The sequence below is a fragment of the Acetobacterium paludosum genome, from assembly GCF_008086595.1.
Taxonomy (GTDB): domain Bacteria; phylum Bacillota; class Clostridia; order Eubacteriales; family Eubacteriaceae; genus Acetobacterium; species Acetobacterium paludosum.
Genome location: NZ_RXYA01000002.1, coordinates 308,288 through 322,916, shown reverse-complemented (window position 1 = coordinate 322,916; position 14,629 = coordinate 308,288). Strand labels below are relative to the sequence as shown.

Here is a 14,629-nt window from a genome sequence, read left to right as displayed (position 1 = left end):
GGCCCGGGTTGCCATGCAGATCGGGCTGACTTTGGCATGCCTGAATATGAAAAAACTGGCAAATCTGCTGTACCGAAAACGAATGCGTTTTGGGTTGCCTTCACGTTTTATTCTGTTTTTTCATTTTGGGGCAGCAATATAAAAACCCGACTACAGCTTTGTTTGCTTGTAATCGGGTTTGTCTTCGCTCTGAGCAGTCCAATGGACTGCTTTCTTTATAGCGTTGATTCACCGCCTTTAACAATACAGAAAAAATCTTTATCAAGGTCATAATCTCGGAATATCTCACAATCTTCGCAAAGACAGCCTTTCTTTTCATCAATACATTGGCTTGTCTCAAAAGCACAAAACATTTTTTCGGCATGCGCCTTTTCTTCAGCATCGCCAATTTTCAAACTCACATTTTTAGGCATTGACTTAATTTTGCAAAAAAAATTGTAACTTGGACACTTCAGACACAGACACTTTTTTATATTTTCCTTAGTTTTTGGTACGTTTGACATAAATAGACCTCCTTTTATTTGAATCTGATTAACAAATACTCTTTTATATAATTTTATATACCCCCATTCCGGCATAAATAAAAATAAGTTATAAAATATTTCTCTCACTTTCATTAAAGATCATAAAATGATACAATAGTTCTATTGAAATCGTTCATCATTATTTTTTTCGCAAGGATAAGAGTAAAAGCATGTTACGCATTTTTTCAAAAATAGAACTTTCTTCAGGGAGGAACTTAAAAATGTTTATTGCAAGACAACCTATTTTTAATAATAAAATAGAAGTTATTGGCTATGAATTACTTTATCGTTCTGGCAGTCAATCAAAAGAATATGATGGGATATCATCCGAAGCATCGACAGCGTCCGTAATCAATGGATTATTTGAATCCGGATTGGATAGCATTATCGAAGATAAATGTGCCTTTATTAATTTTGATGAAAAATTTATTCATACAGATGCATTGGAGCTGATTGATCCCGATCGACTGATTGTGGAAATGTTGGAAGATGTTATAATTGATGCCTTATTGACGGACCGCCTAAAAGAAGTTAGGAATAAGGGATATCGAATTGCTTTGGATGATTTCAGAGAAAGTTATAGCGACTATCCATTGATCGAATATGCGGATATTATTAAATATGATCTAATGGCGACGCCATTAAAATCAATCGTAAAAGATGTTAACAAGGCGCTGCTTAATAATAAAATTATATTGGCAGAAAAAGTTGAAACGGAAGAAGAATTCCTAAAGGCCAAAGAAATGGGATTCCAATTATTTCAGGGTTATTTTTTTTGCAAACCGCATATCGCCAGCAAATCAATCGATAAATCAGCTTCTAAAGTTCAGTACATTCGGATCATTGCAGAGCTGAAAAAGAAAGAACCGTCTTTTGAAATATTGACAGGAATTGTCGAGCAGGATGTCACTTTAGCTTATCGATTTTTAAGAGCGGTCAGTTTTCGAAAAGGCGGCAATCTGGTTTATTCCATTAAGACGGCCTTAACCTATATGGGTCTGAACGAAATAGAACGATGGATCAACATCCTGATGCTTCAAGATTTAGGGCAATCAAAACCGGAAGAATTGATGAAAATTTCGTTAATTCGCAGCAGCTTTTCAGCATCGATAGCAGGGCATATGGGATTAGAAAGCTTGACCCATGAAGCATCATTAATGGGATTGCTCAGCGTTTTGGATGCGATATTGGATCAAACCATGGAAGCGGCACTGGAAGGCATCGCTCTGCCAAATTCCATCTTGGAAGCTTTGATTGACCATAAAGGCGTTTTGTTTCCGGTATATGAACTGCAAATTGCTTATGAAAAAGCCGATTGGCAGGCCGCCGAAAAAATATCAAAGGAACTAAATATTGATGAAAATATATTGTTTGAAGATTATTTAATAGCGCTGGAATGGGCGAATGATATTGTTGCGCAAATCGGATAAAATAAAGACTGGCTAGACTTGATCCGCTTTTTTCGACTAATCAGATTAAAAAATCCGAAGAAATGAATTGAGCGAAGACAAATAAACCTATTATAAATACGAGAATAATGCTATAATTTATGTAAGAATCAATTCCATTTCAGCGAGGTGCATTTTTGGAAAAAGCAGCATTACTATTTTCGTTGTTATTCTTTATTCTTTTTGTCATATACGTTGTTTTGGGATTTTACGTCTATATGTCTGCCACCCAAAAAGCCATTAACCGAATTTCTCTTGCCTTGTTGCTAGCTTTGAGTCTATGGACGCTTAGTTTTGCGATTGCTATTTCAGCGCCAAGTTATGCGGCGTGTTTGTTTTGGCGACGGATAGCGGCATTAGGCTGGGGTTCTTTTTTTGGCATTCTTTTGCATGCCACGCTCATCTTAACGGAAAAGAAAAATTTGCTGAAAAAGTGGTGGCTGTATCTGGGTATCTATTTGCCGGCGGTCGTTATCATATTTGCCTTTTCTATTTCAAACGATTTAACACACACCCTTTATAACCTGGCAGATACCCAATGGGGTTGGATAAACTTTGCCCAAAATAGCGTTTGGGACATGCTGTTCACTGTTTATTATATTACCTACTCCATCACAAGCTTAATTTTAATCTTTTTATGGGGCTATCGCTCAACTGCAGAAAATAAAAAAAAGCAGGGGCGCCTAATTGGTTTTTCTCTTGGCATGGCGCTTATTCTTGGTACGCTAATTGATACTCTCGGCAATACTTTCTTTCTGATCACAACCCCCCAGTTAGCCCCAATCGTGATGGTTATTCCGGTTTTTGCTATTTATTACAGTATTCGCCGTTATGAATTAATTAATACTTCTTCGTTTTCGAAAAATGAAGAAGTATTATTTACTGAAATTTCCAAGAAAAAAATATATGATTACTTGTCAATTGCGGCAATAATCGGGGGCGTAATAAATTTCATCTCGCAATATTATTTTGCCGAAAATCCGGATCTTTTTCATATCCTGTTTTTAAGTGTCGTCCTTTTTTTATTTGGTGTTTTAATCCAAGTAGTGCAGCATTTTGATTTAACTGAGGATCAAAATGACATCATCTGCGTTGGCCTGATGGCCTTATTAATTCCGATCATTACCTTTCAATTTATTGGATATGCCGGTATCACGGTTTGGGCATTTCCCTTCATTTTAATCTTGGGATTCCTTATTTTCAGCCACAAGATTCTACTGCTTATTCTTTCCGTGTCCATCCTTCTGACCCAGGTGCTGGTATGGATTTTTGCCTCAACCATGACAGTGAAAGTTGAGTCCGCCGACTACCTCGGACGAATCGGCCTTTTATGCCTAGCGATATGTCTGGCTTATTATTTGAATAAAATATTCGTAACGCGATTAAATGAAACAACCCAGAAAATGAAATTGCAGGAGCTTCTGACTCAGATCTCATCAGAATGTGTGGTCATCAATCAACATAATTTCGAAGAAAAAATTGGTAATATATTAAAAATGTGTTGTGATTTCTTTTCTTTGGATCGTACCCATATTTCAATATTTGATTACGAAGAGAATAGCTTTTCCTGTATTCAAGATTATTGTCGTGAAAGCATTATGTCTCAAATAGATCTCATTCAACATGTACCGATCAATAAAAGCCATTGGCGAATCGAAAAATTACTTAATAATGAACTGTTTGTCGTTTCCGATATAAGTGAATTGCCATCTTTTACCAATGCCGGACTCAAAGAGATTGGTTTAACCAAGCTAAAATCTCAGATCATGGTTCCCATCAGCAGCAAAGAAAAGGTTATTGGATTTTGGGGGTTTGATTCGGAAACCAGGATCATTCATTGGAAAGAAGATCATATTAACTTTGCTAAAATTATGGCTAATATTATCGGGGATACGTTAACGCGGATTGAAACAGAAAAAGAAATCAACTTTATGGCTCATTATGACGAGATTACCAAGCTTCCGAATCGCAATTTGTTTACCAATTTTGTTTATTTTAATATTATTAAACAAGAATTCACCGAAAGAAAAATGGGCATTATTTTTGTCGATTTGGACTCGTTTAGAACCGTTAATGAAACGGTTGGTCATCGGATGGGTGATGAGCTTTTATTTATGGTTGGAGAAAAAATAAAAAGTGTGCTCAGAAAATCTGAGATCATCTCACGTTTCAGCGGCGATGAATTTCTGATTATGCTCGATAATCTTGAGGATGAGTCAGCAATTTTGCAAAGGGCACAGAGCATTATCAATCTGTTTAAAGAACCTTTTTTATTAAAAGGACAGGAATTTTTCATAAGTGCCAGTGCCGGTATTGCCCTTTATCCAAAGGATGGAAAAGATGCCGAAACTCTGATTATGAATGCCGATATCGCCAAGTCCAGGGCCAGGGAAAAGGGCAGAAACCAGTATCTTTTATGTTCTTCCGAAATAAAAGGTGCGGTTAAGAAAGAAATGCAATTGACCAGTCATTTATACCGGGCGCTGGAAAATGACGAGCTCTATATTGAATACCAGCCACAGGTTTCTCTTAAAACGGGAAAAATAACCGGAGTGGAGTCTTTATTAAGGTGGAAACATCCTCAATTAGGCCTTATTTCACCAAGTGTGACGATTCCTTTGGCGGAGAAAACCGGGCTCATTAACCCGATTGGGGAGTGGGTTTTGGAAACCGCCTGTCGGCAAAATAAAATATGGCAGGATATGAGCATTCCGCCGATTTTAATGGCCGTAAATATTTCGGCCAGCCAGTTTAAAAACCCGCTCTTTATCAAGCAAGTCGAACAGGTGCTTAAGAAAACCGGCCTTAAACCTGAATTTTTAGAAGTGGAAATAACCGAAAGTATTGCGATTATGGAATTCGCTGAAATTGTTGGCAAATTAATTGAAATTAAAGCGCTAGGCATCTCAATTGCCATTGACGATTTTGGAACGGAATATTCGTCTCTTGGCCGCCTGAAAAAATTACCCATTCATCGCATTAAAATGGATAAGCAATTTGTGGATGGAATCGGTCAGAATCATAAAGATCAGGCTATTGCCACTGCCATTATTGATCTGGGAAAAAGTTTGGGTTTGTCTGTCGTGGCAGAAGGTGCGGAATTTGAGGATCAAGTCGCATTTTTAAAAACCTCCCAATGTGATGAAATTCAAGGCTTTTATTATTATAAGCCTCTTAACGCCGCCGCAATTGAAAAAATACTGAAGAATGAAGAATGATGATTCTTATTGTTGGAAGCTGTAAAATATCAGTATAAAAATTTACAAAGCTAGCAGGATCGTATATAATAAAGCCAATTAAAGAAATACTAAAAAAGAAGGAGTAAAACAGATGAGTTATTTTATAATTGTTCTTGTTGTTGTCCTTATCCTGGCTGTATTTTTAGCCGGCATTCGCATAATCAGACCCACTAGTCGAGGACTCATAGAAACATTGGGTAAATACACAAAGTTTGCAGAACCAGGCTATCATTGGATAATTATTGGGGTGCAAAAACTATATGTGGTGAATGTTACCGAGCAGATGTTTAATGCGGAACCGCAGGTTATTATTACCAATGACAATCTTAATGCTACCGTTGATGCCCAGATCTACTTTAGAGTTAAATCCGATGAAGAAAGTGTTAAAAATTCAGTATACAATGTAAATGATTACAAAACGCAAATTGTCAATCTCGCTAGAACTACCTTACGTAACATCATTGGGACCATGACTTTGAAATCTGCTAATAGTGAACGAAGCATCATCAATACGGATTTATTGGTTACGCTAAAGGAAGAGACCGACAAATGGGGCATTGATATTGTGCGAGCGGAATTAAGAGAAATTGATCCGCCGGAAGATGTTCAGGAAACCATGAACAAGGTTGTTAAAGCTGAAAATGAAAAAGTCGCAGCGATTGATTTTGCAACGGCAGCAGAAACAACCGCCGATGGGGTTAAACGAGCAGAAATCAAGAAAGCTGAAGGCATTAAACAGGCTCGAATTCTGGCCGCTGAAGGTGAAGCCCTGGCAATTAAACTGGTTAATGAAGCTGCGGAGCTCTATTTTATCGGAAATGCTCAACTATTAAAAAAATTGGAAACAACTGAGATTGCTTTGAAAAATAACGCAAAGATTGTGATTCCGTCCGATACACAGCTAATTAATGTCATTGGCGAAATGTCCGGTGTCTTGCCGGTTGAAAGATCGAAAAATATGAAGTAAATATCTGTTACCGGTTATTGCTTTTTAAATTCCGGATGTTTTTTACCATCACCCCGAAGGTTTCATGCTTAACCAGGGTAGGGTCAAACCTAAGCATTTTGAAGGTGATTTGGATACAAAAACCGATGGTAAAAGCTGAAAGCAGGGTGCCCAGGCCAACCATCCCGCCTAACAGCCAGCCAATAATGACTACGCTGACTTCCAGGATACCTCGGCATAATCCCACTGGAAACCCTGTTTTGCGGGTTACTGCTACCATCAGGCTGTCCCTGGGGCCAGCTCCAAAAGCGGATGAAATGTAAAAGTAAGTGCCTAGCGAAATAATAAAAAGCCCGAGAATCATGACAAGCGAACCGAGCCAAAAGTCATGCATTAGCGGAACGATATTGGATTTAAGGATTAAATCCATGAAAAGACCAATCATAAACATATTAAAGATCGTACCCAGGCCAATTTTCTCCCCCAACAAACAGACAATGACGACGATGATCGCGCCGACACCGGTGTTTACTAAACCAATGCTGATGCCCAAAGTTTGACTGATCCCGCTATGCAGAACTTCCCATGGGGCATATCCGACGTTCCCTTTCATTGTAACCACAATCCCTAATCCGTAGAGAAAGAGGCCAAAGTTCAGCTTTAAAAATCGAAATAGATATGTTTTCATTATGATCTCCAATTTGCGAATAATGTTTATAGTATAACACAAAATTAAAGATGAATATACAAAAGCCAATGATTCCGGATTTTTAATCAAAAACGATATTGACTGGTCCCACCCCACCATTGATATCAATACGATTAGGTGCGGTTTTTGAGCCGGGACCTTTTTCTTGAATTTTTAGACCATTAATTGTTATCGGTCCTAAACCTTGATCAGCATTAATGAAATAGTCATCCGGATTGCCAGAAATGTTTAAACTTGTTTGACCTACGCCACAGTCTATTTTCATTTTTCCGGTGATAGCTCCCTGTATCTTAATAAGTCCTACCCCACCATCAATGTCAAAATCCTTAAGCGCTACATTTGAAAAGTTTACGGAACCAGCACCGCCTTTGAGTTCTCCAGCGTTTGCTTGAACATCGGTAGCAGTTATTTCCCCTGCGCCCTGGGAAATGCTTAAATTATCAGTCGTGATGCCGTTGATTTCGCCCCGACCAGCGCCCAATTCCAAATCGACACTTTCCAATTTCGAGCTTTTAGGAATGGTTACTACCAAATTGGGGGCATTATTTTGGTCAAACAGACTTGCCAGCAAGTTGTTGGGCCCCTTTTCCTGAATGATTAATTTACCATCTTCCATTTTTGCCGTTAAGTCTGACGATAGATTTGTACCTTCCACTTTAAATTCATCACCGCTTTGAAGTATCAGACTACCGACGTTATAGACAACTGAAATGGAATTTAAGCTTCCGGTATATTCTTGACTGTAAGAACCGGCTTCATTTTCAATAAGTTGTGTTTTGTTTTCAATTAACCCTAAGCCTGTTAATACGTAAATTCCACCATGGACAAGGGAGGAAATAATTCCTAATGCTAAAACAAGGCCAAAGGCAATGGCTAAATATTTAACCCATCCAAAGTTTGATTTCATTTTATTTCAGTGCCTCCAAAAATACTGATGCTGTTAACATAGACGGTGGGGGGATTTTCTCCAATTGGCTGCATTGCTTTATTTGTGGTGCCGCCGAAAATAGGCGTGCCGGATACTTCAACACGAACGTTGTTTGGCACCATAATATCGACACCGCCGAAAACTGCCGTGGTTGAAATACAGATATCTTCGTTGATGATGGCTTGTCTGAGATCTAAAGTGATACTGCCAAATACGGCCGTTAAGTTGGCCCCTTTGAATTCTTCACCAGGAAAATTTAATTCCTGACCGCCAAAAACAGCCGAGTATTCTGAAAGTCCGTCTTTGTTCAAACTTTCTATCATTTTCACATTTTTATTCATTTTTCCTTTAAACATAATGCTCAGACCAATTGCAATAATGATGATTGGAAAGATAAGATTCCCGACCAGCTGGCCGTTAAAATATCCCTGTGCAGATACAAATAATAGAGCACCGATGCCTAATCCAATGGAATTCCAAAGTTGAACTCCATTTTGGAACATGCTGATTGCACAAGGAATAATAATAAATAAAGTCCACCAACCATTAAAAAACAGTTCGAAATTCCATAAACCAAATGCATTACCGGCAAATCCCAGGCCGATGGCCACTAATAAAAAGCCCCATAACAAGTTACCAACTCGATTTCTCATGTTAACTCCTTTTAATTCGAATTTTTCATCATTATATCATGATTTTGTCGAATTTTACAAATTTGTAATGAAACAAGCAAAAAAGAAGGTATAAGTATACTGGCTTATTAAAAAAGCACAATAATGAAATATAATCATTAATACTAAGTGAAAATAAAGAATTAACGGAAAAAAAGAAAACAATACTCTTGATTAATATATTTGCATGTGATAATGTTTAACAAAATAGCAACTACAGTCTACGAATAAAACAGTGGGAGGGGTAACTTATGGCATTAACGGAAGTTAAACGATTTATAAAATATCTGGCGGAAAACCGTAAAGCACTGACAGAGTATAATGAAAAATTACTTGCCAGTGGCAGCTTTCGGTATAATGAACCAATGCTTGTATCGGCCGGGTACTATGCATCGCCGATGATTCCAGAAAACATTGAAGATGATCTGCTCCAAAGAATAATTGATCTTGACGGAAGATCAGCACGAAAATTAGAAAAACTCAGTGCCGAAAAAGGCGAGATAATTAGTTTAAAGGATCGACTCGTTAGCAAGTTTGACGAATTGGTTCATGGCACTGAAAATAAAAAGGAATATGTTCTCAATAATGAAGAAATAAAACGACATCGACTTTTTGAACATTTAGCTAAATTGGCTCAGGAAGATGGTTTTAACATTTCAACGGATGATCTTCTTTATTTTATTGGAAAAGCAGTGCTGGTTATCATTGTGGAACACCCGGATTTTGATGAAACACAAATTTTTAATGCTGTGCTGGACTCGTTTGATTAACTTTCCGATACCAGTAAAGGCGGTTATAAAAGGACTGAAATAATTGCTGAACAAATTCTCAACAAATGATCGCTGATGTCGATAACAGAAGATAAGAACACTGCGAACAAATATAAATGAAGGAGTATAAGTTCTTATTTAGTAGATAGAATAATATGGTATGCCAATACAAAAATAGTTCGTTTATCAGAAAGAGGGAGAGTTATTTATGGATATGAACTTAGAAGATTATGAGGAAACTGCGGAAATAATAAAAGCACTGGGACATCCGATCCGACTTTGTATCACAAAAGGACTTATCGAAAATGGTCGATGCAATGTTTCCTATATGGAAGAATGCCTTGCGGTTTCGCAATCAGGAGTTTCACAGCATCTTTCCAAGTTGAAAAATGCTGGCATCGTAAAAGGTGTACGAACTGGAAATGAAATTTATTATGAGGTTGTCAGTGAACGGGCCCAGAATATTATTCGGGCATTATATGGTGAACAATAATAACAATGATTTTGTTTAAATTATTTGACAAAATACCGAATTGATAATATAATAATAAACAAATTATTAATTAGGAGTTATTCTTATTCATGAAAAGTAAACAAATTCAAATGTATACAGATATGATTCGTGGTGCGGGGTTAAAGGCAACCCCGCAACGTATTGGTGTCCTTAAAGTACTGTCAGAAATGACATCTCATCCCGGTGCAGAAATGCTAATGGAAGCCCTTGAAAATCAGGGTTATATTATGTCGGTGGGTACTATTTACAATATTTTAGAAACATTTTCCGAAAAAGGATTGATTCTAAAACTCAAAGATAATCAAGAAGTGATGCGTTTTGATGCAAACACTAAGTTTCATGTTCATATCTATAATGAAAATGATAATGCAATCTGTGATTATTTTGACCCGGAACTTGAAATTTTGCTATCTAGTTATTTAAAGGAAAAGCTTCCTGACCAATTTTCTTTAAACCGTATGGAATTATCCCTTTATGCTTAGTGGTCAAATGTATTAAACTTAAAAGTCTGGACACGATAGGTGCCGGACTTTTTTTATTTTCTAAATCTTAAGACCGTTTGTTTTCCGCTTTTCATTTTAGATGATTTGGTGTATAGTATAGATGATATAAAAAATTAAATTGAATTTAAAATTTTGGAGGATAATATGTCAGAGACAAACCCAATTGTAAAAATAGAAATGGAAAATGGACAAACGATGGAGGTCGAACTCTATCCGGAAGTTGCACCCATTACGGTTGAGAACTTTTTAAACCTCGTTAAAGATGGCTTTTATAATGGCTTGATTTTCCATCGCGTAATACCAGGCTTTATGATTCAAGGCGGATGTCCTTTAGGCAATGGCACTGGCGGGCCCGGACATAATATAAAAGGCGAATTCTCCGGCAATGCTATTCCTAATGATATTAAGCATGAACGCGGTGTGATTTCGATGGCCAGATCCGGTCAGCCAAACTCAGCGGGTTCCCAGTTTTTCATTATGGTGGAGGATGCTCCCTTTTTGGATGGTCAGTACGCAGCATTCGGTAAGGTGACAAAAGGCATGGAAACAGCTGACGCAGTGGTTGCGGTTGACCGTGATCCTTCAGACAAACCATATGAAAATCAAGTGATCAAAAAGATTGAAGTTTTAGCATAAATTATATTTTAAAATTATTATATTTATATGATAAAATAAAATAAAAAGGATGTGAGTGCAATGGCAAAGTATTGTCCAAAATGTTATGCGGGTTTAAGGAATGATGATACCGTTTGTAGTAATTGTGGGGCAGAATTAGAAAAAAAAGATATTGCTGAAGAAGACTTCACAAGTGGCGTTTTCGATCATGAAAATCTTTCTCATGATGTTACCGGTAAAGAAATTGTGCCTGAAACCGTAGATGATGAAACATCTTCTGAAGAAATTGTTGCCGATGAGATTATCGGTGATGGAATCGCTGCTGATGAAGTGGTGGCGGAAGAGATCGTTGTTGCTGAAAATGTAGTACATGATCCAGGGCCTGTTCAGACGGCACCTCAAAAATCGCCTGTCACTGTTAAAACTGAAGAAGTTATGACTCTGGGAGACTGGATGCTGACACTTTTACTGACCTATATCCCGGTTGTCAACCTAATTATGCTGATCATTTGGAGCGTTGATGAAAAAACAAATGTTAACAAAAAACATTTTGCCTGGGCCTCATTAATCTTTATGGGTATCGGCGTTGTTCTTTCGATTATATTTTCAAGTATTGTAGTTGCGATCCTTGCTTCAGCAATGCATTCAATGAGGTATTATTAAAAACAAAAAAGAACTGTCAAATGCGACAGTTCTTTTTTTAATGCTGGAACGATTTGCCCGATCATTAATTATTTTGTGATGTCCAGGGCACCGAACTTTCGAAACCGGTTATAACGGGTTTGCGTCAAGATTTCAGGAGATAAAATTTGGCTTTTGCGAAACCGTTTATAGAGGTTAAGTTTTAATTCCCGATACACGTTTTTGAAATCCCGATGATTTTCTGAGATGATTTCATCAATGACCTCAAGTTCCAGTAAATCCTGGGCCGTTAATTTAAGACAATTAGCGGCTTCTTTTGTTTTTGAAGGATCTTTCCAGAGAATACTGGCGCAGCCTTCTGGTGAAATCACTGAATAAATGGCATTCTCAAGCATCCAAACTTCGTCGGCAACACCCAGAGCCAAAGCCCCGCCGCTGCCGCCTTCGCCAATAATAATGGAAATCACCGGCACTTTCAGGCTCATCATTTCCATCAGATTCTGGGCAATGGCATGCCCCTGACCGCGTTCTTCCGCACCGATCCCGCAAAATGCTCCGGAGGTATCGATAAAACAAACAATGGGACGGTTAAACTTCTCAGCTAAGTGCATTTGCCGAAGGGCTTTCCGATATCCTTCGGGATGAGAGGAACCAAAGTTTCGCTTAATTCGCGATTTCGTGTTTTTCCCGCGTTCCTGGGCGATAATCGTTACCGGCATATCTAAAAGATAGCCGATTCCGGTAATGACCGCCGGATCATCTCCGAAATAGCGATCCCCGTGAAGCTCGATAAAATCGGTAAAAATATTGTTTATAAAATCCTGCCCGGTCGGGCGGGTTTTCTTACGTGCCAGTGCTACTCGTTTATAGGCTTCCATGGTCGTCACCGCCTTTTGGGATGGAGTGGAGGGATAACAATCTAATCAAGGTATCTTTTTGAAGATTACGGGGAACAATCCCATCCACAAACCCTTTTTCAAGCAAAAACTCGGCTCGTTGGAATCCTTTTGGTAATCGCTGACGAATGGTCTGTTCGATGACCCGCGGTCCGGCAAAGGCGATTAAAGCTTCCGGTTCAGCTAAAGTAATGTCGGCTTCCATGGCAAAACTGGCTGTCACACCGCCTGTCGTGGGGTCGGTTAGGACCGCAATATACAAGAGGCCGGCATCACTGTGACGTTTTACTCCGCCGCTTGTTTTTGCCATTTGCATCAAAGCCAGCAGGCCTTCCTGCATACGGGCTCCGCCGGAAACGGTAAATCCGATGACGGGGAGATGATGTTCGGTTGCATATTCAAAAAGAAGGGTTATCTTTTCTCCGACCACTTGTCCCATGCTACCCATCATAAAGGTTACTTCCATGACAAATAAAGCCACATCATAGCCGCCAATTTTTCCGATGCCGGTGATAACCCCTTCGTTTTCATGGCTAAACAGAGTGGCCTGTTCCAATTTTTCTTCGTATCCCGGAAACTCCAATCGATTGGTTGAAATGAGATTCTGATGATGTTCGGTAAAACTGCCGGGATCGATAATCATATTCAGACGTTGCCGGCCATTAATGCGAAAATGATATCCGCATTTGGGGCAGATATGAAAATTATTATCTAAATCCGAGGTGAAACTCAGTTGTTTACATGAGGGACAACTGCGGCAAAGTTCTGAAGGAATGGCAGGATCGCTTTGACGTTTCACCCAATGATGGTCTTCTAGTTCGTTTTTTGGTTTTTTAAATAGACCTTTGCTAATCATTTAAAAACTCCCTTCCTATTCAGACAAGGGTTTGTCTAATTCTTTTTCCATAAAATCGGTGTAATAATCCCCTTTAACAAACAGGGGATGACTTAAAATATCGAGCTGTATCTGGCTGGTATGGTCGATTCCTTCAATAACCAATTCGCATAAGGCCGCTTTCATTTTTCGGATGGTCAGTTCTCTTGTTTTGGAATGGACAATGAGTTTTCCAACCATGGAATCGTAGTAAGGTGGGATGGTATAGCCCTGATAGAGCAGGGTATCGAATCGTACCCAGGGGCCTCCGGGAACATGGAGAAAATTAATGGTTCCACAATTCGGCCTAAAATCAAGCAGTGGGTTTTCCGCATTGATCCGACACTCGATGGCATGCCCCTGGATGTGAACATCCTCCTGACCAAAAGTCAGTGGTAAGCCGGCGGCAATGCGAATTTGCCATTTAACGATGTCAACCCCGGTAACCATTTCGGTAATGGGGTGTTCCACTTGCAGTCGCGTGTTCATTTCCATAAAGTAATAATGACTCTGGGCATCCATTAAAAATTCAATGGTTCCGGCATTTTCGTAACCGATGGATAGCGCGGCTTTTCGTGAGACCGCCATCATCGACTCACGAAGTTCAGGTGTTAGGGATGGGGAAGGGCTTTCTTCTAAAAGCTTTTGATTCTTGCGCTGAATCGAGCATTCCCGTTCGCCAAGGGCCACAACATGATTGAAGTGGTCACAGAGCAGCTGAATTTCAATATGCTTGACATGGGTTAAAAACTTTTCCAAATAGACGCCATCATCATTAAAGGCATTTTGTGCTTCTTGACGGGCCAGCTGAAATTCGTTTATGAAATCTTCCGATTTTTCAACTAAACGGATGCCTTTGCCGCCACCACCCGAACGGGCTTTAACAAGCAGCGGGTAGCCAATTTCATCCGCTTTTTTTTGAGCTTCTTCTGGATCGTCAATGATATCGCTTCCGGGTACGATGGGGACTCCAGCCGCGGCCATGGTGGATCTGGCCTGATCCTTATCGCCCATTTTTTTGATGATTTCCCAGTTTGGTCCGATAAAGGTAAGTCCACATTGGACGCATAGACGGGCAAATTTTGGGTTTTCTGAAAGCAGACCGTAACCCGGGTGAATTGCTTCGGCTCCGGTGAGTACGGCGGCTGATAAAATCGCTGAGATGTTTAAGTAGCTATCTGTAACAGGGGCGGGACCGATGCAAATACTCTCATCGGCCAAGCTCACATGAAGGCTGTCTTCATCTGCTTTTGAGAAAACAGCGACTGTGGCAATGCCCATTTCTTTACAAGCTCTGATGATTCGCAGGGCGATTTCGCCACGATTGGCAATGAGTATTTTAGCAAACAC

15 protein-coding genes are annotated in these 14,629 nt (G+C 39.2%); 8 read left to right on the top strand and 7 right to left on the bottom strand.

Annotation, left to right across the window (positions count from 1 at the left end):
- Nucleotides 1–215: 215 nt before the first annotated feature.
- Nucleotides 216–503: a DUF2769 domain-containing protein gene (locus tag FZC41_RS03640; RefSeq protein ID WP_186855175.1), complete on the bottom strand. Its 288-nt coding sequence runs from the start codon at nucleotides 501–503 to the stop codon at nucleotides 216–218.
- A gap of 242 nt (nucleotides 504–745) precedes the next feature.
- Here FZC41_RS03640 and FZC41_RS03635 point away from each other — a divergent pair, with 242 nt between their 5' ends.
- The 3 genes from FZC41_RS03635 to FZC41_RS03625 all read left to right on the top strand — a co-directional run bounded on the left by FZC41_RS03635 (nucleotide 746) and on the right by FZC41_RS03625 (nucleotide 6,178).
- The gene (locus FZC41_RS03635; RefSeq protein ID WP_148566020.1) at nucleotides 746–1,954 is read left to right on the top strand and encodes an EAL and HDOD domain-containing protein; all 1,209 of its coding nucleotides are present in this window, start codon (nucleotides 746–748) and stop codon (nucleotides 1,952–1,954) included.
- A gap of 155 nt (nucleotides 1,955–2,109) precedes the next feature.
- Complete coding sequence (locus FZC41_RS03630; RefSeq protein ID WP_148566019.1) at nucleotides 2,110–5,190, top strand: EAL domain-containing protein; 3,081 nt, start codon at nucleotides 2,110–2,112, stop codon at nucleotides 5,188–5,190.
- A 112-nt stretch (nucleotides 5,191–5,302) separates the two neighbouring features.
- Nucleotides 5,303–6,178 (top strand): SPFH domain-containing protein, encoded by an 876-nt coding sequence (locus FZC41_RS03625; protein ID WP_148566018.1) that lies wholly within the window; start codon nucleotides 5,303–5,305, stop codon nucleotides 6,176–6,178.
- 7 nt (nucleotides 6,179–6,185) lie between these two features.
- On the opposite strand, the gene FZC41_RS03620 is transcribed toward FZC41_RS03625, so the two are convergent.
- From FZC41_RS03620 to FZC41_RS03610, 3 genes are all read right to left on the bottom strand, one after another.
- Nucleotides 6,186–6,845, bottom strand: a complete 660-nt coding sequence (locus FZC41_RS03620) for a YczE/YyaS/YitT family protein (protein WP_148566017.1) — start codon at nucleotides 6,843–6,845, stop codon at nucleotides 6,186–6,188.
- 82 nt (nucleotides 6,846–6,927) lie between these two features.
- Nucleotides 6,928–7,773 (bottom strand): DUF4097 family beta strand repeat-containing protein, encoded by an 846-nt coding sequence (locus FZC41_RS03615; protein ID WP_148566016.1) that lies wholly within the window; start codon nucleotides 7,771–7,773, stop codon nucleotides 6,928–6,930.
- Nucleotides 7,770–8,447: a LiaF transmembrane domain-containing protein gene (locus FZC41_RS03610; protein WP_148566015.1), complete on the bottom strand. Its 678-nt coding sequence runs from the start codon at nucleotides 8,445–8,447 to the stop codon at nucleotides 7,770–7,772. The genes FZC41_RS03615 and FZC41_RS03610 overlap by 4 nt, the downstream gene beginning before the upstream one ends.
- A 269-nt stretch (nucleotides 8,448–8,716) precedes the next feature.
- Here FZC41_RS03610 and FZC41_RS03605 point away from each other — a divergent pair, with 269 nt between their 5' ends.
- The 5 genes from FZC41_RS03605 to FZC41_RS17505 all read left to right on the top strand — a co-directional run bounded on the left by FZC41_RS03605 (nucleotide 8,717) and on the right by FZC41_RS17505 (nucleotide 11,530).
- A complete protein-coding gene (locus FZC41_RS03605; RefSeq protein WP_148566014.1) occupies nucleotides 8,717–9,235 on the top strand; it encodes a hypothetical protein in 519 nt (172 codons plus the stop codon).
- Between the two features lie 208 nt (nucleotides 9,236–9,443).
- Nucleotides 9,444–9,728: an ArsR/SmtB family transcription factor gene (locus FZC41_RS03600; protein WP_148566013.1), complete on the top strand. Its 285-nt coding sequence runs from the start codon at nucleotides 9,444–9,446 to the stop codon at nucleotides 9,726–9,728.
- Between the two features lie 89 nt (nucleotides 9,729–9,817).
- Nucleotides 9,818–10,231: a Fur family transcriptional regulator gene (locus tag FZC41_RS03595; protein ID WP_148566012.1), complete on the top strand. Its 414-nt coding sequence runs from the start codon at nucleotides 9,818–9,820 to the stop codon at nucleotides 10,229–10,231.
- A 165-nt stretch (nucleotides 10,232–10,396) separates the two neighbouring features.
- A complete protein-coding gene (locus FZC41_RS03590) occupies nucleotides 10,397–10,888 on the top strand; it encodes a peptidylprolyl isomerase (protein WP_148566011.1) in 492 nt (163 codons plus the stop codon).
- A gap of 60 nt (nucleotides 10,889–10,948) precedes the next feature.
- Nucleotides 10,949–11,530 (top strand): zinc ribbon domain-containing protein, encoded by a 582-nt coding sequence (locus FZC41_RS17505; protein ID WP_205737054.1) that lies wholly within the window; start codon nucleotides 10,949–10,951, stop codon nucleotides 11,528–11,530.
- A 68-nt stretch (nucleotides 11,531–11,598) separates the two neighbouring features.
- Here FZC41_RS17505 and FZC41_RS03580 read toward each other — a convergent pair whose 3' ends face one another.
- From FZC41_RS03580 to accC, 3 genes are read right to left on the bottom strand one after another with little or no spacing between them, the layout of a single operon-like run.
- Nucleotides 11,599–12,387: an acetyl-CoA carboxylase carboxyltransferase subunit alpha gene (locus FZC41_RS03580; protein ID WP_148566010.1), complete on the bottom strand. Its 789-nt coding sequence runs from the start codon at nucleotides 12,385–12,387 to the stop codon at nucleotides 11,599–11,601.
- Complete coding sequence (gene accD / locus FZC41_RS03575; RefSeq protein WP_148566009.1) at nucleotides 12,374–13,261, bottom strand: acetyl-CoA carboxylase, carboxyltransferase subunit beta; 888 nt, start codon at nucleotides 13,259–13,261, stop codon at nucleotides 12,374–12,376. The genes FZC41_RS03580 and accD overlap by 14 nt, the downstream gene beginning before the upstream one ends.
- A gap of 15 nt (nucleotides 13,262–13,276) precedes the next feature.
- Nucleotides 13,277–14,629 (bottom strand): acetyl-CoA carboxylase biotin carboxylase subunit, encoded by a 1,353-nt coding sequence (accC, locus tag FZC41_RS03570; protein ID WP_148566008.1) that lies wholly within the window; start codon nucleotides 14,627–14,629, stop codon nucleotides 13,277–13,279.